The 20957-nt window shown below is 38.8% G+C and carries 25 protein-coding genes; 9 read left to right on the forward strand and 16 right to left on the reverse strand.

Annotated features, from left to right (window positions below; genetic code table 11):
* Nucleotides 1–117: 117 nt before the first annotated feature.
* The 5 genes from NMK36_RS02970 to NMK36_RS02990 all read left to right on the forward strand — a co-directional run bounded on the left by NMK36_RS02970 (nucleotide 118) and on the right by NMK36_RS02990 (nucleotide 2139).
* Nucleotides 118–375 carry an AbrB/MazE/SpoVT family DNA-binding domain-containing protein gene (locus NMK36_RS02970; RefSeq protein ID WP_254172958.1) on the forward strand — a complete coding sequence of 86 codons (258 nt, stop codon included), beginning with the start codon at nucleotides 118–120 and terminating at the stop codon, nucleotides 373–375.
* Complete coding sequence (locus NMK36_RS02975; RefSeq protein ID WP_254172959.1) at nucleotides 369–806, forward strand: type II toxin-antitoxin system VapC family toxin; 438 nt, start codon at nucleotides 369–371, stop codon at nucleotides 804–806. The genes NMK36_RS02970 and NMK36_RS02975 overlap by 7 nt, the downstream gene beginning before the upstream one ends.
* 100 nt (nucleotides 807–906) lie before the next feature.
* A complete protein-coding gene (locus NMK36_RS02980; protein ID WP_190523532.1) occupies nucleotides 907–1197 on the forward strand; it encodes a type II toxin-antitoxin system Phd/YefM family antitoxin in 291 nt (96 codons plus the stop codon).
* On the forward strand, nucleotides 1181–1507 hold the full coding sequence (locus NMK36_RS02985) for a type II toxin-antitoxin system RelE/ParE family toxin (RefSeq protein WP_254172960.1): 327 nt from the start codon (nucleotides 1181–1183) through the stop codon (nucleotides 1505–1507). Before NMK36_RS02980 ends, NMK36_RS02985 begins: the two co-directional genes overlap by 17 nt.
* Before the next feature lie 227 nt (nucleotides 1508–1734).
* The gene (locus NMK36_RS02990) at nucleotides 1735–2139 is read left to right on the forward strand and encodes a hypothetical protein (protein ID WP_193870817.1); all 405 of its coding nucleotides are present in this window, start codon (nucleotides 1735–1737) and stop codon (nucleotides 2137–2139) included.
* 34 nt (nucleotides 2140–2173) lie between these two features.
* On the opposite strand, the gene NMK36_RS02995 is transcribed toward NMK36_RS02990, so the two are convergent.
* Both NMK36_RS02995 and NMK36_RS03000 read right to left on the reverse strand, forming a co-directional pair.
* Complete coding sequence (locus NMK36_RS02995) at nucleotides 2174–3226, reverse strand: glycosyltransferase family 2 protein (protein ID WP_254172961.1); 1053 nt, start codon at nucleotides 3224–3226, stop codon at nucleotides 2174–2176.
* A 353-nt stretch (nucleotides 3227–3579) separates the two neighbouring features.
* Nucleotides 3580–5208: a glycosyltransferase family 39 protein gene (locus NMK36_RS03000; protein WP_072720434.1), complete on the reverse strand. Its 1629-nt coding sequence runs from the start codon at nucleotides 5206–5208 to the stop codon at nucleotides 3580–3582.
* Between the two features lie 518 nt (nucleotides 5209–5726).
* Between NMK36_RS03000 and NMK36_RS03005 the strand changes: the two genes are divergently transcribed.
* Nucleotides 5727–6317 carry a PRC-barrel domain-containing protein gene (locus NMK36_RS03005; RefSeq protein WP_254172962.1) on the forward strand — a complete coding sequence of 197 codons (591 nt, stop codon included), beginning with the start codon at nucleotides 5727–5729 and terminating at the stop codon, nucleotides 6315–6317.
* 202 nt (nucleotides 6318–6519) lie between these two features.
* Here NMK36_RS03005 and NMK36_RS03010 read toward each other — a convergent pair whose 3' ends face one another.
* The 8 genes from NMK36_RS03010 to NMK36_RS28715 all read right to left on the reverse strand — a co-directional run bounded on the left by NMK36_RS03010 (nucleotide 6520) and on the right by NMK36_RS28715 (nucleotide 12154).
* Nucleotides 6520–7419 (reverse strand): IS982 family transposase, encoded by a 900-nt coding sequence (locus NMK36_RS03010; protein WP_254172701.1) that lies wholly within the window; start codon nucleotides 7417–7419, stop codon nucleotides 6520–6522.
* Nucleotides 7420–7451: 32 nt separating this feature from the next.
* Nucleotides 7452–7694 (reverse strand): hypothetical protein, encoded by a 243-nt coding sequence (locus NMK36_RS03015; protein WP_254172700.1) that lies wholly within the window; start codon nucleotides 7692–7694, stop codon nucleotides 7452–7454.
* Nucleotides 7695–7731: 37 nt separating this feature from the next.
* The gene (locus tag NMK36_RS03020; protein ID WP_072720432.1) at nucleotides 7732–8631 is read right to left on the reverse strand and encodes a S66 peptidase family protein; all 900 of its coding nucleotides are present in this window, start codon (nucleotides 8629–8631) and stop codon (nucleotides 7732–7734) included.
* Nucleotides 8632–8670: 39 nt separating this feature from the next.
* Entirely contained in the window at nucleotides 8671–9741 is a 1071-nt protein-coding gene (locus tag NMK36_RS03025) for a glycosyltransferase family 4 protein (protein ID WP_254172963.1), read from the reverse strand.
* Between the two features lie 222 nt (nucleotides 9742–9963).
* A complete protein-coding gene (locus NMK36_RS03030; RefSeq protein ID WP_072720430.1) occupies nucleotides 9964–10308 on the reverse strand; it encodes a carbon dioxide-concentrating mechanism protein CcmK in 345 nt (114 codons plus the stop codon).
* 72 nt (nucleotides 10309–10380) lie between these two features.
* Nucleotides 10381–10689 (reverse strand): BMC domain-containing protein, encoded by a 309-nt coding sequence (locus NMK36_RS03035; RefSeq protein WP_072720429.1) that lies wholly within the window; start codon nucleotides 10687–10689, stop codon nucleotides 10381–10383.
* A 193-nt stretch (nucleotides 10690–10882) separates the two neighbouring features.
* Nucleotides 10883–11938, reverse strand: coding sequence for an S-methyl-5-thioribose-1-phosphate isomerase (gene mtnA / locus NMK36_RS03040; RefSeq protein ID WP_072720428.1), 1056 nt, complete (start codon nucleotides 11936–11938; stop codon nucleotides 10883–10885).
* A gap of 81 nt (nucleotides 11939–12019) precedes the next feature.
* Nucleotides 12020–12154 (reverse strand): hypothetical protein, encoded by a 135-nt coding sequence (locus tag NMK36_RS28715; RefSeq protein WP_281250345.1) that lies wholly within the window; start codon nucleotides 12152–12154, stop codon nucleotides 12020–12022.
* 157 nt (nucleotides 12155–12311) lie between these two features.
* On the opposite strand from NMK36_RS28715, the gene NMK36_RS28720 reads away from it, so the two are divergent.
* Nucleotides 12312–12437, forward strand: a complete 126-nt coding sequence (locus NMK36_RS28720) for a hypothetical protein (RefSeq protein WP_281250344.1) — start codon at nucleotides 12312–12314, stop codon at nucleotides 12435–12437.
* A gap of 385 nt (nucleotides 12438–12822) precedes the next feature.
* Nucleotides 12823–13161: a hypothetical protein gene (locus tag NMK36_RS03045; protein WP_072720427.1), complete on the forward strand. Its 339-nt coding sequence runs from the start codon at nucleotides 12823–12825 to the stop codon at nucleotides 13159–13161.
* Nucleotides 13162–13236: 75 nt separating this feature from the next.
* Here the strand turns inward: NMK36_RS03045 and NMK36_RS03050 are convergent, their stop codons facing one another.
* The 6 genes from NMK36_RS03050 to NMK36_RS03075 form a co-directional block, all read right to left on the reverse strand.
* Complete coding sequence (locus NMK36_RS03050) at nucleotides 13237–13422, reverse strand: chlorophyll a/b-binding protein (RefSeq protein ID WP_254172964.1); 186 nt, start codon at nucleotides 13420–13422, stop codon at nucleotides 13237–13239.
* The gene (locus NMK36_RS03055; RefSeq protein ID WP_072720425.1) at nucleotides 13419–14432 is read right to left on the reverse strand and encodes a succinate dehydrogenase/fumarate reductase iron-sulfur subunit; all 1014 of its coding nucleotides are present in this window, start codon (nucleotides 14430–14432) and stop codon (nucleotides 13419–13421) included. The genes NMK36_RS03050 and NMK36_RS03055 overlap by 4 nt, the downstream gene beginning before the upstream one ends.
* 87 nt (nucleotides 14433–14519) lie before the next feature.
* Nucleotides 14520–15083, reverse strand: coding sequence for a hypothetical protein (locus NMK36_RS03060; protein ID WP_072720424.1), 564 nt, complete (start codon nucleotides 15081–15083; stop codon nucleotides 14520–14522).
* A gap of 43 nt (nucleotides 15084–15126) precedes the next feature.
* Complete coding sequence (locus NMK36_RS03065) at nucleotides 15127–16650, reverse strand: hypothetical protein (protein ID WP_254172965.1); 1524 nt, start codon at nucleotides 16648–16650, stop codon at nucleotides 15127–15129.
* Nucleotides 16651–16726: 76 nt separating this feature from the next.
* A complete protein-coding gene (locus NMK36_RS03070) occupies nucleotides 16727–17512 on the reverse strand; it encodes a TIGR03943 family putative permease subunit (RefSeq protein WP_072720422.1) in 786 nt (261 codons plus the stop codon).
* 24 nt (nucleotides 17513–17536) lie between these two features.
* Nucleotides 17537–18634, reverse strand: coding sequence for a permease (locus tag NMK36_RS03075; protein WP_072720421.1), 1098 nt, complete (start codon nucleotides 18632–18634; stop codon nucleotides 17537–17539).
* A 200-nt stretch (nucleotides 18635–18834) separates the two neighbouring features.
* On the opposite strand from NMK36_RS03075, the gene NMK36_RS03080 reads away from it, so the two are divergent.
* On the forward strand, nucleotides 18835–20940 hold the full coding sequence (locus tag NMK36_RS03080; RefSeq protein WP_254172966.1) for a RecQ family ATP-dependent DNA helicase: 2106 nt from the start codon (nucleotides 18835–18837) through the stop codon (nucleotides 20938–20940).
* Nucleotides 20941–20957: the final 17 nt, after the last annotated feature.

The raw sequence follows: 20957 nt of genomic DNA on the forward strand, positions 1-20957 counted from the left end.
TTTAACCTATTTTATTGTAGGGTTGTTGAGGGTGCGATCGCTTTTTGAGGTTTAAGGGAGTTAGGAGTGCGATCGCTGTTATAATATACACAAATAACTTTAGGTTAGGGAAACATAATGAACTTAGTCACCTTAAATCAATCAGGATTTATTGAAATTCCTGAAGTGATTAGACAACAGTTAGGTTTAGAACATGAATCAAAACTATCTTTAGAAATTCAAGATGGAAAAATAATCTTAAACCCGATTTACGAAGAACCATTACTTTACTATGAAGGTCATGTATTAGTTTCTGATGCAGAACTATTAACCGATGCGAATACAGTAATTGAAGAACTCAGAAATGAAAGAACAAATCAATTAACATCATGGTAAAAATATTATTTGATACTTCTGTTTTAGTCGCTTCTATATTAGTTAAACATCCTCAGCATTTTCCTTGTTGGTCATGGTTAGAACAGGTTAAAACCCAAAAAATAGAGGGATTTATTGTCACTCATACCCTAGCTGAATTATTCTCTGTTATATCTTCTTTTCCCTCTAAACCTCGTTTTTCCCCTCAAGTCACTCAAAGGCTTATTAAAGAGAACCTTAAAGAATTTCAGATTATTTCTCTCACAGAAGATGATTATTATGAAATCATAGAAAATATGGTGAATTTGGGCTTGACTGGTGGAGCAATTTATGATAATTTAATCGCTCATGCTGCCATAAAAAGGGAAATTAATAAAATATTAACCCTTAATCCTAAACATTTTATTCGTCTGGGCGATCACATTGCTGAATTAGTAGACGTTCCCTCATAATATGATCGCTTTTTATTGTAGGGTTGTTGAGGATGCGATCGCTTTTGCTATTTTGTGCTAACATTAAATTTAATGCAAATTTAGTGCAAAGTCCCCAACCATGATTAATCTAAATCGAGATATTCAATCCCTCTCAACCTTTAAACGGAATACAAATGAAATGATTACCCAGATGAAAGAAACAGGTAATCCTATTGTTTTAACTATTAATGGGAAAGCCGAATTAGTAGTACAAGATGCTGTATCTTATCAAAAATTACTAGATTTTATAGAGAAATTAGAAACTATTATTGGGATTCAAAAAGGATTAGAAGATATAGCAACAGGTGACACACAACCCCTAAATCAATTCATCGAAGAAATGCAGCATAAACATGGAATTTCAAGTTAAATTAACCCAGAATGCTAAACTAGAAATAGAATCTGCTTATCTTTGGTTAAAAAATCTTAACCCTAATTATGCTGATCAATGGTTTAGAGATTTAATGAATACTATTGCTACTTTGCAAGATAAGCCAAAACGTTTTGCTTTAGCTAGAGAAAACGATGATTTTCCTGAAGAAATTAGACAAATCATTTATGGGAAATCAAGGAATAAATACAGAATTATTTTCACCATTCGAGAGGATATCGTTTATATCCTTTATCTTCGTCATAGTGCCCAATCTACAATTACTTTTAATCCCCTTGATTTGGAGTAAAGTTGTTAATGCGATCGCTTCTTGGGGTGTAAGGGAGTTAGAAGTGCGATCGCTCATTTTGCCTATTGCCTATTGCCTATTGCCTCTTCCCCAATCATCAATGTGAGCAACTTATGACATTACCCCTAGGTTTGCTTATCAATTACATTAAAAATTTCAACCCATTGGATATTAATAAATGTTAAACTAAAAAGTAAAATACATAACAGGTCAAGTAAGGACTAACCATGTTATCTCAACCTATATTTGATGATCGTGCGCTGAATGAGTCTTTGTACCAAGCGTTGATTGAACGTTTCCGTGAAACTCTACCCTCCTCAAGCCAATCTCAACTGTTAGAATGCAGCTTTGGTTTTGCTCCCAGTCCCACCGGAGTCAAAACCTTTTTTATTGTTACCCCTGCTTTGGGGGTCGCTGAACAGTTGTTATCGGATATAGAGCAGATTGTTGAACGAGTGCAAACCTTAATGGTTGGAGTTGGACAAGTGGCTCTGTGTATTCAACCTCACGACCACCCTGTAGAAACCCCTAACTCATCCTCGGTTTGTCACCCGTCCCAAACCCTTCATCCTCAATATATGATGTGTAAGATCTTCCCGGTTAATAGTGAACCGCCCAATTTAGAAGATTAAACCCGTATATCTATTTGGAGGAAACCCGGAACACTTAACGGGTTATTGCGCTATTCCCGTTACCTTCCGATTCAATGACTTCACGGACTCGATAGATAGGTCGATCTTGAGACTCATGATAGGTTCGCATTAACAGTTCAGCTAATAAACCAAAACAAAACAGTTGAATTCCGGTAAGGGTCAGTAATACCGCAAACGTGAGTAAAGGACGATCAGCAATTCCTTCGCCCAAAAACAGTCGAATAAAGGTCAAATAAATACCAACAATAAGTCCAAAGACAAAAGCCAACATCCCTAATAGACCAAAAACGTGCATAGGTCGAGTCAGGAATTTTTTGATAAAGGAAATGGTTAATAAATCCATCACCACCCGGAAGGTTCGATCTAAACCATATTTACTCTGACCAAAACGACGAGCATGATGGTTAACCGGAATTTCAGTAATTCTCGCGCCTTCAATAAAGGCTAAAGCGGGTAAGAATCGGTGGAGTTCTCCATAAAGTTTCATATCGGCGATTACCTCAGTGCGGTAAGCCTTAAGAGAACAACCATAGTCATGTAGTTGTACCCCAGTCATCTTACTAATCAGCCAGTTCGCAATGCGAGAGGGAAGTAAACGAGTGATTTTGGCATCTTGTCGATTTTTACGCCAACCACTGACGACATCAAAACCCTTACCCAACTCTGTCAGAAGTAGAGGAATATCTTGGGGATCATTTTGTAAATCACCATCAATTGTAATAATCACCTGACCTTGAGAATACTTAAATCCCGCCGCCATTGCTGCGGTTTGGCCATAATTGCGGCGGAGAATAATGGCTTTGAGATGAGGATTGGTTGTGGCTTCCTGTTTCAGGAGTTCCGTGGAACCATCGGTTGACCCATCATCAACACAAACCAATTCATAATTTAAACCCAAAGAAGTCATATTACTATCAATCGCTGCTATCAATCGGGGTAAACTTTCGACTTCGTTATAGATAGGTACAACGATAGAAACAGCTAAGGAGTGAGAACCCAAAATTAAATCTCCATAATGTTTCTGAGGTTCTGGCGTTTTTAAAATTGGGGGTTGTGAAATATCCATCTTATCCTCTAAGTTCTTACAAAAGGAAATAGTTGTATTAGGAAATTTTAGGAACACATACACGTTCATTGAGTCTTGTCTTATCTAGGATAGAGTTAGTAAAAAAAACACAGTTAGAATCAGATAGAACTCTATCCTTCCTAGAAAATTCAGTTCCTGTGGGAAAGATTAATTGGAGTGCAGGAAAAACAGTAGCTAGAATATCCTTGGGTTAGCCTGTAGATAATTTCTGACTATAAAATAACTGAGGAAACCAATTATATCAAGTGTCTCTTGAAGATTTATCTTTTCGGCTTAATCCCAATATTAGGATAACATCACCCCAGGAACCAAAAGCTTGAGATGAGAAAATTTTACTCAGGGGTGGTAGATTTTGTTGTCGGTACAGCCGGAGTTACCTTAAATACTTGAATAGGCTGAAATTCAAGGCTACTAAATGTTTTTTCCTGTTCAACTTTAAATTGTTGTCCAGCTACTGTGGTAAATACTCGATTCATCCCCTCGGTTTCGTTGCAAAATAGCCAGCAAACAAACCAAAGATTCGATTTTAAAGGTAAGGTTCTATCGAACTGTTGTTTAATATAATCTGGGGTTAACTTGTCCTGAGAACCCGGATGATTCAGTAAATGAACTTTATTAGGTTCGGGATAATAGCGAGGCAGAGATAGAGGGAAAAAGTCTGGAGTAGAGTGCATGACTATCAAATCATTAGGTTGCTGATTTTGGTAAATATATTGGGTGGCTCCTTGCCAATCATTTCGATATAATTTCGTGTAGTAATCGAAAAGGCTGCCTGTAACGCCAATACAGTAAGCAATGGCTATGGCGATCGCTAACGGTTTTTTCCAATTCCAAATGACAACAAATCCTGCTGCTATAAGAATGAGAAAATAAGGAGCAACAAACAAAAGATAACGAGTAAACCAGATGGAATTTTTATAATAAGATAAAAACAACATTAAACTAGCTGGAATAATCGCCCAAGTTGCCAACCAAATCAACCGTTCTGAAGGATGTTTACTAAAAATATTTAATAGGGAAATAACTAATAAAACAATCAAAATCGCAGTAAAACCAGCATAGAATAAAATAGAAAAAGTTTTTACACTCAATAATTGATTTAACAATGTAGCATCTGTTAACTGATTTTTATTTAGAATAATTTGATTAGATTCAAGTAGATTTCTCAAAGGCCAGTATACGGTAAATTGGGTTAACATCCCAATAATTTGAGTCACTCCAGGTTTAGAATAGTCAGCAACTTGCTTCTCCATAAACTCATTTGCTCCACCTCCTATGGTAAGTGCCCAGAAGATGGGAAGGAAAAATAAACCGATAATTGATAAACCTCCAGCAGCAGCCAGTAATACTTGACGCTGTTTGCGGAATTTCCAACCCAATAAAACTATATCGGCCACCAAAATTAAAATATTATTAGCATTCGTTAAAATTAAGAATGTTCGTGCTATTGTCCAACCCGCTAAAGCTTTATAGGAAGGTCGTTCTAAAAAGTAACTGAGGGCTAATGTTCCCGCTACACTCAAGAAGGTAATCACGGTGTACATCCGAATTTCTTGAGCGTGATTAATAAATAGAGGAGAAACACTGGCCATAAATGCGGCAATTAATCCGGTAGACTTTCCGACAATGCGACATCCCAACCAATAAGTAAAGTAAATACTCCCTAAACCAAAAATAATCGATAATCCTCTTAACCAAGCATCGCTATCGCCAAACTGCATCCAGGCTTTCAGGAGTATGTAGTAGAAGGGGCGGACGTAAGGGAGAGTAAACTCAAATGATTTAGCATCACGAATACTAAGCATTTCATCAATCCACACGCTTTCGGTACTGAGTTGATATAACCGCAGTCCTGTAGCCAGTAACAGAATCAATAGAATCGGTATCTGTTTAAATAAAAGTTGTTGAGTATTTTTACCATTAGAAGACAATGTTAACTTAGGATCAATCTGCAATTTCACTGAGTGTCTCTCCTATGTGAGAAAATTTGGGGAGTTGTTTGACAAAAAACAATTATAGCAATCCTATCCCGCTTCTGTCACTCTCCGAAAAGTCTTGCATTTTCTTCTGAATCCTAGAGCCTAGACAGAGCAAGCGACCACACCTTTTTTTACGAGTAGAAATTCTGAAGAGCGCGAAATTGGCTAAAATGCGATCGCCCCATCCCAGATCGTTGACTATAACGTGGCTTTGGAAATTACTAATCATAGGCAAAACCGGAGAGTGACAGAAGAGGGATAGCTTCAAGTGTAATCTAAGATTTTTTGATCACTACTCTAAGCCAGATCACTTAAACTATATATCAAAAGTCTACAAAAGAGGATAATTTGATGCAAATAGATGGGTTTTTTATTCTGAAGAAAGAGGATAATTTATCCTAATTATCAGATAATCTTTCTTCAGAAGGATGAATCCACGATCTTGATTTGGCTAACGTAGGAAAGATAAGATTTATTTCTTAAAAATAGAGGAATTTAATATGGCTTTCCTACGAATTGAAGATTTTGATCCCCATTACAAAGATGCGTTTGATGGAGAAGAAATCATTGGCTTAGATGTATATTCTGATGTCCAAGAAGAAAAAATTGGCAGTATTAGCGATATTTTAGTCGATGAATCCGGTCATTTTCGGTATTTTATCGTTGATTTAGGCTTCTGGATTTTTGGCAAAACAATTTTACTTCCGGTCGGTCGTTCCCGAATTGATTATAAATCTCAACGGGTTTATACTAATGGATTAACCAAAGAACAAGCAACCCATCTTCCTTCTTATCAGCACTTAGAAACGAAAGGATACGATTACGAAGAACAAGTCAGAAAAACCTATCGTCTCCCTTATATGGGTGAAGTTCCCATTCGCAGTGATCAGGAATATATAATGCCCAATACGAGCGAAATTCAGTCCGCGCCTGTGTTAGATTGGAAAACCATCAATCCTGACCATTATAGTTATGATCTTGAACCGAATTTATATCGATTAAATGAACGGGATCATCAACAATTAAAACGATATGAAGAACGGTTAATTGCCAATAATTCCCTCAAAAAATCCCATTCTATAATTCGTTAGTATCAGAAAATAAGGGAGGAAAGGCGGTTAGAGGTGTTAAACCTGATCACTGATTACTGTTCTTTAACGTGAGTTCGACGGAGTTCGATCGCTACACCGTCCGGCTGACGCTCACAGCGAAGCCCCAAGCTGTAAGTGCTAAGGCTTGATCGAAATTTGCTTGTCAGTTTTAATGTTTATTTAAGGCGCGGGAAATTTAAATTTATTCAAAATGATAAACGGGTTGTTCAATGTCATACAATGATGGCTTTTCTGGTTGATAAGTATAAGCTATCATTCCGGCTACTAAATTCACCATAAAATTAGCTACACTTCGATGTCTTGTATGTTCAATTTGGCATAAGTTTTTCAGTTGATCGTTCACTGATTCTATTATACCTCTTTTTCTTAATTTCATTTTATCTGACCACAACATTAATTTATTTTTCATGTTTTTCTTCAGCCTAGTTATCAGTTGTAAACCTTTTTCATGTAATTGCCTAAATAATTTTTCCGAAATATATCCCTTGTCTCCAAAAATTTTCCCCACAATTCCTTCTGTTAATTCTGGGACTACTTTTCGGTCATCAACATTGGCAGGTGTGACTTGAAAATTTAAAATTTCCCCATAGTCGTTGATGATTAAATGTAACTTAAATCCAAAATAAAAGCCCATTGAACTTTTCCCCCATTCCGCTAGTCCAGCAAAGACTTTATGGCTATTTGCTCGATTTTTATGACAGACTTTTAAGGCGGTTGAATCGATAAAACTTGTTCCAGTTACCTCGCCTTTACAACAATACTCAAAGTAACAACATAGTGCTAATAAAGCATAAGACATTAACTCAACAAAACGATTATAACTGACTAAGTTAGGCATAGCTTTCGACCAATATGCCATTACTTGTAATCGGTAAAAGTCTTTAAATGTTCGGTAACGTGAACCATGAAATCCGATCAATATTGTCATTATTTCACTTAAAGTCAAGCGGGTTTTGGGTCGGCTTTGACCCACCACTTCTGGTAACAACATTTGTGCCAATAAGGGTTCAAATACTTGACAAAAGTCATCCACGTCACAAAAAACTTCTGTCATGTCTAAGTGTGATGCTCTGTGATCCATAAAAGCCTCCCTAATTGTCTAATATTTGCTGGTTACATCTCTATTTTCCCACGCTTACTGATTAGATCATCTGCCAAATAGCCGTCTGTTTTATCGCGATCGCCTGCCAAATAGCCGTCTGCTTTATCGCGATCGCCTGTCCAATAGTCGTCTGTTTTATCGCGATCGCCTGTCCAATAGTCGTCTGTTTTATCGCGATCGCCTGTCCAATAGTCGTCTGTTTTATCGCGATCGCCTGTCCAATAGTCGTCTGTTTTGTCGCGATCGCACTCCATCGAACTCACGTTTCTTTAATCTTTCCTTCTCTCCTCTTTAGGAAAAACTTAAGGTTCCTTGTTCTCCATCCAGATGAGCCATCCGACCAACGGGTAAAATAGCATTCGATCCTTCATGACCGAAGGGTAAATTAGACACAATTGGAATTCCTAAATCGCCTAAGCGATCGCGTAATACCTCTTCTATGGTAAAACTATTAGGATTTCCTTTAGCTTCACAACGACTAAATCGTCCTAACGCAATTCCTTGAACCCCTTTAAATGCACCCACCATCCGCCAGTGAGTTAACATTCGATCTAAACGATAGGGTTCTTCATTAACATCTTCTAAGGCGATAATGGTATTGGTTAAATCCGGTTGATAAGTTGTTCCTAATAAATGAGTCGCAACCGTTAAATTAGCAGGAAATAATCGACCAGAAGCATAACCTTTGATCCAACTTTCCCCTTGTAACACTTCAAAATATCCCGTTTCAACACCTTCAAATAAACGTTGAATTGACCAATCTGGTTCAGTGGCTAAGGTTGTTAAAACAGGGCCATGAATGCCGATAATGTGTGAATGATGGGAAAATGCCCATAATAATCCTGTGATATCAGAAAACCCAATTAAAAATTTAGGAATAGTCGCAATTTTAGCAAAATTATCCCAATTCCATCCTTCTAATAATCGAGTTGATCCAAACCCTCCTCTAGCGCACAAAATACCCCGACAAGTTTCATCTGTTAAGGCTTCTAAAAGTTGTTGTCGTCGGTTTTCATCGTTTCCGGCTAAATATCCCCAGGATTGATCAAAACCCGGTGTAAATTCGATTTTATAACCGTGCGATCGCCAAATTTCAACTCCTTTTTCAAAAGGTTCCCATTCTCTTAACGCGCCACTGGGCGCAATTACTCGTAATTTATCGCCCGGTTTTAATCCTGGAAAATTGGTCATAATTAATGATATTATTAATAATAAAAAGTCCTGAATACTTTACGATGAAATAACCTGAAATAACCAGTGTTCAATGCGATCGCCTAAAGCATCTAAAGAATATTCTGTTTCCGCCTGTTGACGACAGACAAAACGGTCAATTTGATCTAACTTTTGAATAGCCTGAACTAACTCATTAATATTATCCGGTTCCACTAACCAACCTGTTACGCTATCTCGAATAATTTCTGTTGGCCCTCCTCGGCTATAGGAAATTACAGGAACGCCACAAGCTAAGGCTTCGATCGCCACATTTCCAAAAGCTTCTATCCAGCGATGGGTCATCACTAAAGCGCGACATTGACGAACTTGTTCTTGAAGTTTTTCCGTTGATAAAAACCCTAAGTATTGAATCGGAGCATCGGAATAATTTTGAACAATGGTTTGCCAGTAAGCTTCATCTTGAATTTTACCCATAATCATTAATGGAATTCCCGTTTTTTGGGAAGCAGCAACTGCATCTTCTAAACCTTTTTCGGGAGAAATTCTACCGACCCAAGCTAATTGATTTTTGGGTTCTGCACAAAACTGATATTGAGATAAATCAATCGCATTACTTAAACAAAAATAACCCTCTTTTAACCCAAAAGTTTCTGCTTGACTATGGGTATGAAAAGCAATGGAACCCGGACACTGTTGAATGGCTTGATGAACAGCTTGATCCATGACATCGGTTAAGGAACCCATACTGACTAAATGGATTAATTTACCTTTAAAAAAAGGCGTTAAAAATAAAGGCAACCAATCATAAGCAAAGTTCAAAATAATATCATATTGATCAGCAACTTGTTGAGCATAATTCCACAAATTCGTTAACACGGAATTATCAGGCAAAATCACCGGATCATGACGGTTTTGGGTTTGGGCTAAAGTTTGTAATTCCCCTGGAATTTCTACTATTGAAAAAGACTCTAATTGAGACGTTTCCGGGGCTGCAATCGTAACTTTATGACCTCGTTGGCGCAGAACTATTGCTAGATTTAAGACTGTTAATTCTACACCCCCGCCCAATCCAGATCCCAACGGCCCAACGGGAGTTGATACCAATAATACTTCTAAGCGTTGATTCATTGAAAATCAAGGTTTGAAAGGAAATTTAAAATCGCAAGGAAGCCTAAAGAGCCTCTCCCATACTGAGGGCGATCAGGCAAGATTATGATCCAGTCCTATCAAACTTTTCCGCTCTCGTCATCCCTAAAATGGGGAGAAGTTGATATTTTTCGCACCGTGTATTTGGGAAAGGTATTGTTGGATTGAATTGAAACTCAACCCAACCCCTAATTCCTCAGTGAATTAACGACCTCTCGGTAACGTTAGTCCTTCCGCCGCTACCCGATATTCTTCAACATTATCACTAAAATCAATGGGTAAAACGGCTACCACATTTTCATGGGGACGAGGAATAATCACCCAAGTTTCTAGTGCTGCACCATAGGCTTTTTCAACCGCCGCAATTCCGGCATCCATGGCGGTTTTAACTTCGGAAACATCTCCCCGAATCATAATTGTAAACCGCGCACTTCCTGCCCGAATATAGCCCACCAACGTTACCCGACCGGCTTTTACCATCGCATCTGCTGCGGCTAAAACACCGGGAAATCCTTTGGTTTCTAAAGCTCCAACGGCTTGCTGTGACATTTAATTTCTCCTGAATTAATTAGACTTTAAAGGTGCTGCGATTGAATAGTTTTCGCAAAATTAGAAGTTAGGTTAAGTGCGGAAACGTTCACTTAGTTCTGTGTAGCCAATTGACATAACATCTACAATGTTCTCAGGGGGGTTGGGAACAACGTAGTAAGTAATTAGTGAACAGCCAAACGTCTTTTCTGCTGCTTCAACACCAGCTTGGACAGCAGGAACCACTTCCGATGTTGGGCCACGAACTGCGACGATAAACTCACCCCGTTCTGCTAAATCATAGTAAACAAGGGTGACTCGCGCAGCCTTGACCATCGCATCTGCTGCGGCTAAAACCCCTGGAAAACCCAGGGTTTGTATGACACCAACTGCCTCTGGCATTGAAGTCTCCTAGTAAGAACGGAACGCATCAAAACCATTGTACGACTGAATGGTACCGTCAAGATTAAGATAGGTTTCGGGTTTCTGGTCAGGGACGGCTGAGGTTCACGATATAGAGTAGCAGTAAGGGATATCAATATCAATTTATCGATTATCACCCACCCAAAAACTCGGCAAAACATCAGATTTTATATTAAAATCTAACGGAAAATTGCTTTAATTCTGATGGAATAACTGCCCCTTTTTCTGTTATAATAGCGGTAATTAATTCAGCAGGAGTTACATCAAAAGCTGGGTTGAAAAATTCCACGCCTTCAGGACAAATTCGAGTTGAACCCACTTGATAAACTTCTGTTGCATCTCGTTCTTCAATTGGAATTTCATCTCCGGTTGCTAATTTAAAATCAACCGTTGATAACGGTGCAGCCACAAAGAAGGGAACGTTATGGGCTTTTGCCACAATGGCTAAACTATAGGTTCCTATTTTATTAGCCGCATCGCCATTAGCAGTAATTCTATCTGCTCCCACAATAACAGCATCAATTAACCCCTGTTTCATACAATGAGCAGCCATATTATCGGAAATTAAAGTAACAGGAATTCGCTCTTGTACACATTCCCAAGTTGTTAATTTTGCCCCTTGTAAACGAGGACGGGTTTCATCCGCATACACTCGATTTAAGCGTCCAGAATTCCAAGCAGAACGAATCACCCCTAAAGCGGTTCCATAGCCTCCTGTTGCTAACGCACCTGCATTACAATGGGTAAGAATGGTTAGTTTTTCAGGTGTTTTAGGTAATACCGTTAATCCAGCTTCTCCAATTGCAAAACAAGTTTGAATATCGTCTTCTTTAATCGTATTTGCTTTTTGAAATAAAGCTATTTTAATATCATTAATTGTTCCAGGGGTTTCTATTGCCGTTTTCAACATTTGATCAATCGCCCAGAATAAATTAACCGCCGTTGGACGAGTGGCGCATAAAACTTGGGCAATCTCTTCTAATTGGGTTAAAAATACTTGACGGTCTGAAGTGCTAATCTCCTTTGCACCTAAATATAACCCATAAGCAGCGGCAATTCCAATGGCAGGTGCACCCCGAACAATCATTGTTTTAATGGCTTCTGCCATTTGTTGATAGGTTGTAACTTCTATTCGGGTATATTCATCGGGGAGACGGGTTTGGTCGATGAGTGAAGCGCGATCGCTTTCCCAAATAATGGGATCAACTTGAGTTAGATTTGAAGTCATTTTGGCGATTAAATTTAAGCGTAGAATATTGTTACCAGTTATTTAATTATAAACCTAGAGTGAACTCTAAGCACTAAAGAATTAAGGGTTAATTTTGTATTGGCAATCTTGATATTGCGATCGCTTATGATGATCCCGATAAATTATAGTCAAAATCAATGTTGCGATCGCAGATAAAATCAGGGAAGTGCTTAGACTTGCGATAGATATTGTCATCCAAAATCACTATCAGGTAAATCACTGATTTATTGTGTCTGCCATCACTCAAAACCCCTGATCTATTTCACACTCAGATCAGGATAATATCACGGTAAACCGTAAGGATAAATGACACAATTTTAAAGATAAGGCTAAGTCTTTGGAGTGCTTACTTATGGCTACTCAATCTTCCAACAAAGAACTGCGGCCCAACCCTTTCATGGCCTACCGTGATCCCGAAACGGGAAAATGGATTGTTGTGAAACCCGAAAGCGGGGATGTTGAGGTAGCCGCAGCATAAAGGATAACACGGTTAATGAGAGCGGTTTTTTTCCCTCATGGGTGACGGGGTGATGGTGATAAAGGTTGCATCCTATAACACGACCCAACCCACAGTTAACTGTATTTTCCTATTGTCCCTGTTTGTGATTAGTATTTTGTCCTGATTGCGGATTAACCAATCAGAAACGACTAAAACCGCAGACAGTTTTTCCCAAAACGAACGAGATAACTGTGCCATTTCTCGAACTGTCTACTGCACCCGATGCACTTTAAGCTTAATTCTCTGATATCAGCTTTGTCAATAGAATCAACCAAAACTGTAAGGGTTAAAATAGTGTCACATTCCCTAAGCCAGAATCTTGTTGATCTCGGTAGAGTATAAACATCGAGTCAAGTTTATACCCATGAAATCCAACCTAAATTTTACCGATACTTTTACGTCTGAGTTTACTACTAATTGTTCTCATTCTGGTGACGTTTCTTTAACTCTTTCAGATTTACAACACATTATAGAAAACATGAACACATTTACTGGGGATGAGTGGCTGTCATTAGCACCTGATATTGATCAAGGAGAACTCTATCGGGATTGGTTTATTTGGTATGATGCTGAAGTCACTCAAGGGTGGGAAGCTTACGATCATTTAATGAATTGCTGGTTTGAAGCGGAAGATTTAGAAACCGTGAAAGCCACCATTGATTTGATTGAAAATTCCAGAACTGTTGTTCCTCTTGCTGCTTAATTTTGCTAAATTTAAGTCATAAAAATTTATGATCATTTCCAAAAGGGGCGAATTTGCCCCTATATTTTTGAGAAGTTAACGTAAACCCAACCAGGTGAATAAATCTTGATGGGTGAAAAATTCCAATACAATTAATAGAACAAATCCTACCATAGCAAAACGGCCATTAATTTGTTCAGCATAGCGAGTCCAACCCATAGCAGGTTCGGGTTGGGGGTTGGGTTCGTCCGGGGTGGAAGTCGAGGGTGTTGGAGAAGTCATGGTTGTTTTTCTAACTCTTGAATTGATTCAATTAGCGATCGCACGGTTTCTGTCCCTTCAGAGGGTTCAAAAGTGAAAGGAAACTTACCTCGCATCAGTACCCGCATTCCAACGGGCCCTAAGCTGAGTAACCCCTTGAGATCGCGGAAATAATTCCCTACTACCATTACAGCAAATTTGCGCTCATCGACCCAACCGCCCTGTTTTACCAATTCCAGTAAGACTTTGCGGTGACGAATGGCACGACTCGCATCGGCGTCTTTGCGTTCTAGGATTTCATGCTTAATTTTGGTAATCTGATCTAGGGGAGCGACTTCCATCGGACAAACAGAATTACAGTTAAAGCAACGGGTACAGCCCCAAACTCCCTTTGTGCCTTCGTTATAATGTTCGAGGCGTTGTTCGGTTTTAGCATCCCGCAAGTCCGCCACCATCCGTTGAGCTTTGGCTAAGGCGTGGGGGCCAACAAAATTGGGGTTAACTTCGACGGCGTTACAGTCAGAGTAACAAGCGCCACAGAGGATACAGTTGCCCATTTGGTCAAGTTTAGCCCGTTCTTCAGGAGTTTGCAGAAATTCTCGTTCAGGAATAGCCCGTCCTGCGGTACTGACATAAGGTTCAACGGCTTCTAGGTTGTCCCAAAAGCGGTTCATCTCCACAACTAAGTCTTTAATAACGGGTAAATTCCCCATTGGGGCAATCGTCATTTCTGGAATATCATTGAACTGGGATGGCTCAGAATTCGCCTCCGCAATTTTTTGTAAACGGGCAACTTCACTGCCAATATTTTCTTTACAAGCTAAGGCAGAACGGTTATTAATTCGCATCGAACAACTACCACAAATCGTATTGCGGCAGTTTTTTCTAAAGGCTAAGGTTCCATCCTGTTCCCATTTTATGCGGTTAAGACAGTCCAGAATGGTATTTCCCGGTTCAACATCGAGGAAATAACTTTGTACTTGGGGAAAAGAATTAGGACTTTGCCTAACAATATTAAACTTAATTTCCATGTTGTTACACTGATGCAGGTTTATCGAGTATTGATCACACTCGTAGTGAGTCCTTTAGGACTCTCTTAGCCCTAAAGGGCTTACTACTTATTCTACTTCTGACCATAACCGTTCTAATTGATAGCGCCAAGCGGTTAAGGTTCGTTCTCGATCTTCTGTACTATTGGTTAAATCTCCCATCACCCCTTCTGCATAAAACCGTTCTAAATTTTGTAAGGTGGTTTCCATTGATTGTCCTTGCTGTTTCGCCACTAAAATAATTTCTTGAATTCGATTTTCAATCAGTCGATTATAATAATCTGAAAATCCGGCTTCTTGAAGAGAAATTAAATTAGAAACCGCTCGGTTAAAATCGTTTTCTGTTAAGGTTTCTCGGTTATGTTGAAACACAGCCCAAACCACATTTTGATGAATTCCATAGCGAGTTTCTTGAGTTTGATCAAAATTCGCTTCTAAGAGTTGTTCTAAAATTAGTTGAACTTCTTGAACTGGAGCAATGGGAAGTAACATCCTTAACCAACTTTGATTTTCTGATAATAAGACTAATAAACGAAATTGCTCGGTTTCAACTTGCCATAAACTCGCTTCAATTTGACTCACGGCTGTTCCAAATCTAGCGGTTAAAATTTGAGTAATATCTGTAATTTCCATAAAATTTCCTACAAAAAGAACGTTAACACAGTAGAGGCTTAGTTTAGGGAAGCCATTGGGGATGGAACCCTAAAAAGGGTAATTCTTCGGGTTTAACTTGAGGTTTAGATCCATCGGTCGGTGTATCAATGACGAGAGGTAAAATCCAAATTCGACTGGTTTTAATGGTATCTCCTCCTTGGGTTTTTGTGGATTGTTCCAAATCATCGGGTTCCCCAGTTTTGATAACGGTCTGATCAAACAGTAAGGCTAATCCATCGGGGGATAAACTGATGTTGATTTCTTGTTGATTGGGTAAAATCACAAAGGGAATCACTTGTTTAGTTTTGATATCGATCGCAACAATATAAGGCTGTTCTTGATAGGTTTCGGGATTATCCAAAACTTCAGTAATTAAACAATATAAAATACTGTTACTGGAATCAAATTCAGCACTGATAATATTGCCAAAGGGGGGAGTGCGATAAAGTTCTTGTTCTTGTCCTTGGTTATTCACCACAAATAGTGATCGCGTGCCATCGGGATTAAATTTCACCATTGCTGCGGCACTTCCATTGCGTGCAAAGCTTAAAACTTGACCGAATTTTGGTAAAAATTCTAACGGTTTAGCATCGGGTTTTAAGGGTAAAATTGTTGTTAAATCAGGCCCTTGAGCAATCACAACGGATTGACTATCGGGTGCAATTAAAAAGTCTCCACCCTGAGCATTTAAAGGTTTAGGAGATTTCCCCTTTTCAATAAACCAAGGACTCGCATCATTAGGATTAGTTTTACTCACCCGTTGTATCACAATTATATTGCCATCGGGAGATAAATCAAATTTTAAATTCCGATAATATTTGTTATCTAAAAGTTTCTCAATTTCCCCTGGAGGTTGGACGGATTTAGAATTATCTTCGGGAGATTGAGGATTAATTCCCGTTGTCACCGTATATAATTCGGGTTCAATTAATCCTTGTTTTTGTCCGGTTTTAGGAATCGCTGAAAATAGAATGTGATCCCCTTTGGGATAAGGTTCAAAATCTAAAACCACTAAATTTTCAGGGGTTAAAGGTATCGGTTTAGGTTCTTTTTGACTCAGATTAACTAAGATTAATCGTCCTTCTTCGTTTCCCTGAACTCCAATATAAGCAAAAGCCCGATCTCGACTGCGAAAAAATCCTGTAAAGGGTGCAATTAATGTTCCTTGCTTCTCTCCATATAAATGATCTCTAGCACCTTTTAACTGCACACTAAAGGGTGTTCCATAGGGAACGGGTTCTGATAAAGTATAGGCCATACGTCGTCCTGCCCAACTAATTTTACCCGAAAGAGGCGGATCAATTTGCAAATTTTTCTCAACACTTTCTCGATTCATGGGTCGATTAAAGGTCATTAAAAATCCCATATCTTCCGCCCCAATTTGTTTATTTTGCCAAGTAAATTCTTGAACTTGGGGAGTAGTGCGATCACCTGTTAATAAAACAATTCCGATCAAAACGGTTAAAACAACCATTAAAATTAATGCTGCTTGATCTAACGGCTGAACCCATTTTAAAGTCTTGAACTTGCTTGTAAAACTATTCATAAATCATCATCCCAGATTTTAACTAACAACTAACAACTGATAACTGATAACTGATAACTGATAACTGATAACTGATTTAATAGTCGTAGGGATTTTTAGGAGGAAGAATGGCTTTAATGTTTTGAGCTTTAATGGTTAATTTGCGTTGATTATTAAAAGTTTCTGTATACATTTCTCCTTCTATTTCTAACCAAGTATCTTGAGCATATAATTGTCGAGATTTGCCTTCAGGAAGTAAAACCGGAAGCCCGACCGGGTAAGCATCCGCCGCACAACAGGTTAGAATAAATCGTCCTAACCAAATATAATTTTGGGGTAAATCAGGAGGATAAATGACAAACCCAGTAACTTTTGCTTTTTGACCTTTATAAGCATCGGGTTCAGGATTAACATTCAGTAATCTCACCCATTCAATTAAGGAACGATTTTCCGGTTTAATGGCGGTTCTAAATTCCTGGGGTTGAGCACGAGTCATGGGTAAAGATTCCGTTAACCCGCGTTGTAATGCAGCTTGAGCTCCGAACATTTGGGGGGTGATCAATAATCCCAAACAAGCTGTAAAGATTAATAATACACTACTCCACCCTTTGGGAAATAAGGTGATATGTTGTACCGTTGGGGATGAAGTTTCTTGAATTATTTGTTTAGCTTTTAATCCCCCTAACACCAACAATGTCACACCCGCAGCAACGGTTAATCCAAAATAATTGGGATGAATGAGAATATAAAGTTTTCCAGTGATCCAATATTTTAATAATAAAATTCCCCAGAGGAATAGAGCGACAACATCTAACCAAGGGTTGTCTAATTTAGTGGAAAATTGCTGATAGAAATGGATGATTTTTGGCTTTAGATGCGTCATGGTGTGGAGAACTCCCAAGCTCAATTAACTGAAATTCAAGTTAACCGCTAGGGTCAATAAAAAGGTTAACTGAAAAGCCAGAATAACAAGATAAAAAACCGCCCTGGGTTTAAAAACCGATAATATTAAACCAACGGTTTTAATATCAATCATTGGCCCAAAAACTAAAAAGGCTAACAGTGCTCCACTGCTAAATGCAGACGAGAAAGAGAGGGCAAAAAATGAATCAACGGTTGAACAAATGGAAACGATTCCCGCCAATAATAACATCGCTAAAATTGATGTCACCGGACTTTGACCTAAATTGAGAATAAATTCACGGGGAACCGCCACTTGAATGAGTGCAGCGATAAAACTTCCTAAGACTAATACTCCTCCTAATTCTCGAAATTCCTGCACCATATTTTCTAACATTGAACCCCAACGTTCTTTTGTGGGAGTAAAAAATATTGTTTTCCAAGGTGCACGGACAGGTTTAACAGCGACAGGTGCTTTTTTTGCGGGTTTTTTCAGGAGTTTTTGAGTTTTCCAAGCGGGAAGGGACTCTAGGCGCAGACGTTCTTCGGACTCCCCTAAAAAATAGGTTCCTGACTGAAGCAAGGAAGCACCTTTAACCTCAGAGTCAGAGGGTTGAGGAGGGTCAACGATGGGTAACGCACGGGCGATAGCGGGTTGAACAATGGGCCTTAAGTCCTTCTGGACGCTAAAAACCCAGCCTAAAATCGTAGCAATGGTTAAAGAAAATAAAACCCGTAAAATTACGATTTCCGGTTGATCTCGAAACGCTGTCCAAGTTGACCAGATGACAATGGGGTTAATAGTGGGGGCGGCGAATAAAAAACCAATGGCCACCGATGAAGGAACCCCTTGCAATAGTAACCGACGGGCGACGGGAACGTTCCCACATTCGCACACAGGAAACAGAAACCCGACTAAACTTCCCACAAACGCCCCTAGGAGGGGATGGGGAGGAATATAGGATAAGAGTTTCTGTTCATCGACAAACCACAACAGCAAACTGGAAAATAACACCCCCAAGAGTAAAAAGGGGATCGCTTCAACCAGTAAGCTGAGGAATAGCGTAAAACCGCTATTAAATTGATGGATGAATGTTGCTGACATCCGTTACCTATGCGGAGAATAACGCACTGTTATGATCCAGGGGATCAATTGGAGCAGGGGACTTGAGCCATTTTACCCCAATCAGTGCTTTATCCAACTTAGCAGATCGGATGGCGGAATTGTTCAATGTGGGACGTTAGGTGTCAATTGTTGAGTCAGTTAAAATTAAAAGCTGATAACTCCCTCAACTCGTGATTAATATGACCAACGAACTTAAACAAGAAGCGTTAGAACTTCTCAGAACTGCTCTTAATAATAAAACTGCTGAATTTAGAGACGGACAATGGGAAGCCATTCAAACTTTAATTGAAAACCGTTCCCGTCTTCTTGTTGTCCAACGGACGGGTTGGGGTAAAAGTTTAGTTTATTTTCTCCCCACTCGCTTATTAAGAAATCGAGGAAACGGCCCAACTTTGATTATTTCACCGTTACTCGCTTTAATGCGAAACCAAATTTCAGCAGCAGAAAGAATTAAGCTTAAAGCAGCAACAATTAACTCCACAAATACAGAAGATTGGGAACAAGTTAAAAATCAGTTACTCGCCGATGAAATTGATCTTTTATTAATTTCTCCAGAACGACTTGCTAACGAAGAATTTCGGGAAACAATACTCTTACCAATGTCTGAAAAAATTGGCTTATTTGTTGTTGATGAAGCCCATTGTATTTCTGACTGGGGGCATGACTTTCGCCCGGATTATCGTCGCATTGTTAGAATTTTAAATGATTTACCTTCTAATATTCCTGCTATAGCCACAACAGCTACAGCAAACAATCGAGTCGTTAATGATATTATAACTCAATTAGGAACAAATTTGCAAGTTTCCAGAGGAACTTTAACTCGCCAAAGTTTACAACTGCAAAATATTTATATTCCCAGTCCAGCCGCTAGAATGGCATGGTTAGCCCAACATCTGCCGAACTTACCCGGAAGCGGTATTATTTACACATTAACCATTAAGGATAGTGAAAGAGTTGCAGATTGGTTAAACAGACAAGGAATTGTGGCTAAAGCTTATAACAGTCAGCTAAAAAACGAAGATCGATTAATTTTAGAAGACCAACTTCTGAATAATGAAATTAAAGCGTTAGTCGCTACAACGGCTTTAGGTATGGGTTTTGATAAACCGGATTTAGGATTTGTTATTCATTATCAACGTCCGGGTTCTGTTGTGCATTATTATCAACAAGTGGGGCGAGCCGGACGAGCCGTAGAACAAGCTTATGGAATTCTTTTAAATGGGAATGAAGATGAGGATATTACTAACTATTTTATTAGAACTGCTTTTCCCCCCCAAGCCCATACTCAGGAAGTTTTAAATGCTCTTAATCAAGCAGATAATGGCTTATCTGTTGTTCAACTTGAGCAAAAATTGAATCTGTCTAGGGGACAAATTGAGAAAGTGTTAAAATTGTTGTCTTTGGAATTTCCCTCCCCTATAACTAAGATAGAATCTAAATGGAATGCTACCCCTACAGCAGTTAATTATAAACCCAATACAGAGAAAATTGAACAGTTGACTCAAATTCGTCTTGCTGAACAATTTCAAATGCAAGAATACATGAAAAGTCAACAATGTTTAATGGCTTTTCTCGCAGAAGCTTTAGATGATTCTAATCCAACTTCCTGCGGTAAATGTGCGGTGTGTTTGGGTCAACCTTTAATCCCAGAAACTTGCTCAATAGAATTAGTTAATCAAGCAATTCAATATTTACGTCGCAGCGATCAAATTATTGAACCTCGAAAACAATGGGCATCACAAGCTTTATTAACATACAGTTTTTCTGGTAATATTAAAAACAATTTAAAAGCTGAACCAGGAAGAGCATTATCTCTTTGGGGTGATGCAGGTTGGGGAGAATTCGTTAAAAAAGGAAAATATCAAGATCATTATTTTAATGATGAGTTAGTGAAGGGTGCTTTTGATATGATTCAACGATGGCAACCTCAACCTTTCCCGACTTGGGTTACTTGTGTTCCTTCTTTAAATCGTCCAGAACTTGTGCCGAATTTTGCTCAAAGATTGGCTAATCAATTAAATTTACCTTTTATTCCAGTGGTGCGAAAAATTAAACCCAATCAACAACAAAAAGAGATGAGTAACAGTTACCAACAAGCGCATAATTTAGATGGGGTTTTTGAAGTTGATATTGAGAATGTCATGAATGGTGCTGTTTTCTTAATAGATGATATGGTCGATTCTCGTTGGACATTGACGGTCATTGCAGCCCTATTAAAACAAGCGGGTAGCGGTGCTGTTTTTCCCCTTGCTTTAGCGTTAAATTATTTGGAAAAAGCCGATTAAAAAAGTTATAATAAAAT

This window comes from Planktothrix pseudagardhii (assembly GCF_904830925.1).
In the GTDB taxonomy this organism is placed as follows: Bacteria; Cyanobacteriota; Cyanobacteriia; order Cyanobacteriales; family Microcoleaceae; genus Planktothrix; species Planktothrix tepida.

What these genes read in the sequence shown, in the direction of transcription:
- NMK36_RS03050 (WP_254172964.1), bottom strand. Translation starts at nt 13,422, where the DNA reads ATGACTTCTCCAACACCCTCGACTTCCACCCCGGACGAACCCAACCCC.
- NMK36_RS03060 (WP_072720424.1), bottom strand. Translation starts at nt 15,083, where the DNA reads ATGGAAATTACAGATATTACTCAAATTTTAACCGCTAGATTTGGAACA.
- NMK36_RS28715 (WP_281250345.1), bottom strand. Translation starts at nt 12,154, where the DNA reads ATGACAATATCTATCGCAAGTCTAAGCACTTCCCTGATTTTATCTGCG.
- NMK36_RS02985 (WP_254172960.1), top strand. Translation starts at nt 1,181, where the DNA reads ATGGAATTTCAAGTTAAATTAACCCAGAATGCTAAACTAGAAATAGAA.
- NMK36_RS28720 (WP_281250344.1), top strand. Translation starts at nt 12,312, where the DNA reads ATGGCTACTCAATCTTCCAACAAAGAACTGCGGCCCAACCCTTTCATG.
- NMK36_RS03010 (WP_254172701.1), bottom strand. Translation starts at nt 7,419, where the DNA reads ATGGATCACAGAGCATCACACTTAGACATGACAGAAGTTTTTTGTGAC.
- NMK36_RS03020 (WP_072720432.1), bottom strand. Translation starts at nt 8,631, where the DNA reads ATGACCAATTTTCCAGGATTAAAACCGGGCGATAAATTACGAGTAATT.
- NMK36_RS02990 (WP_193870817.1), top strand. Translation starts at nt 1,735, where the DNA reads ATGTTATCTCAACCTATATTTGATGATCGTGCGCTGAATGAGTCTTTG.
- NMK36_RS03070 (WP_072720422.1), bottom strand. Translation starts at nt 17,512, where the DNA reads ATGACGCATCTAAAGCCAAAAATCATCCATTTCTATCAGCAATTTTCC.
- NMK36_RS03005 (WP_254172962.1), top strand. Translation starts at nt 5,727, where the DNA reads ATGGCTTTCCTACGAATTGAAGATTTTGATCCCCATTACAAAGATGCG.
- NMK36_RS02975 (WP_254172959.1), top strand. Translation starts at nt 369, where the DNA reads ATGGTAAAAATATTATTTGATACTTCTGTTTTAGTCGCTTCTATATTA.
- NMK36_RS03015 (WP_254172700.1), bottom strand. Translation starts at nt 7,694, where the DNA reads ATGGAGTGCGATCGCGACAAAACAGACGACTATTGGACAGGCGATCGC.
- NMK36_RS03075 (WP_072720421.1), bottom strand. Translation starts at nt 18,634, where the DNA reads ATGTCAGCAACATTCATCCATCAATTTAATAGCGGTTTTACGCTATTC.
- NMK36_RS02980 (WP_190523532.1), top strand. Translation starts at nt 907, where the DNA reads ATGATTAATCTAAATCGAGATATTCAATCCCTCTCAACCTTTAAACGG.
- NMK36_RS03030 (WP_072720430.1), bottom strand. Translation starts at nt 10,308, where the DNA reads ATGTCACAGCAAGCCGTTGGAGCTTTAGAAACCAAAGGATTTCCCGGT.
- NMK36_RS03065 (WP_254172965.1), bottom strand. Translation starts at nt 16,650, where the DNA reads ATGAATAGTTTTACAAGCAAGTTCAAGACTTTAAAATGGGTTCAGCCG.
- mtnA (WP_072720428.1), bottom strand. Translation starts at nt 11,938, where the DNA reads ATGACTTCAAATCTAACTCAAGTTGATCCCATTATTTGGGAAAGCGAT.
- NMK36_RS03035 (WP_072720429.1), bottom strand. Translation starts at nt 10,689, where the DNA reads ATGCCAGAGGCAGTTGGTGTCATACAAACCCTGGGTTTTCCAGGGGTT.
- NMK36_RS03080 (WP_254172966.1), top strand. Translation starts at nt 18,835, where the DNA reads ATGACCAACGAACTTAAACAAGAAGCGTTAGAACTTCTCAGAACTGCT.
- NMK36_RS03045 (WP_072720427.1), top strand. Translation starts at nt 12,823, where the DNA reads ATGAAATCCAACCTAAATTTTACCGATACTTTTACGTCTGAGTTTACT.
- NMK36_RS03025 (WP_254172963.1), bottom strand. Translation starts at nt 9,741, where the DNA reads ATGAATCAACGCTTAGAAGTATTATTGGTATCAACTCCCGTTGGGCCG.
- NMK36_RS02970 (WP_254172958.1), top strand. Translation starts at nt 118, where the DNA reads ATGAACTTAGTCACCTTAAATCAATCAGGATTTATTGAAATTCCTGAA.
- NMK36_RS02995 (WP_254172961.1), bottom strand. Translation starts at nt 3,226, where the DNA reads ATGGATATTTCACAACCCCCAATTTTAAAAACGCCAGAACCTCAGAAA.
- NMK36_RS03055 (WP_072720425.1), bottom strand. Translation starts at nt 14,432, where the DNA reads ATGGAAATTAAGTTTAATATTGTTAGGCAAAGTCCTAATTCTTTTCCC.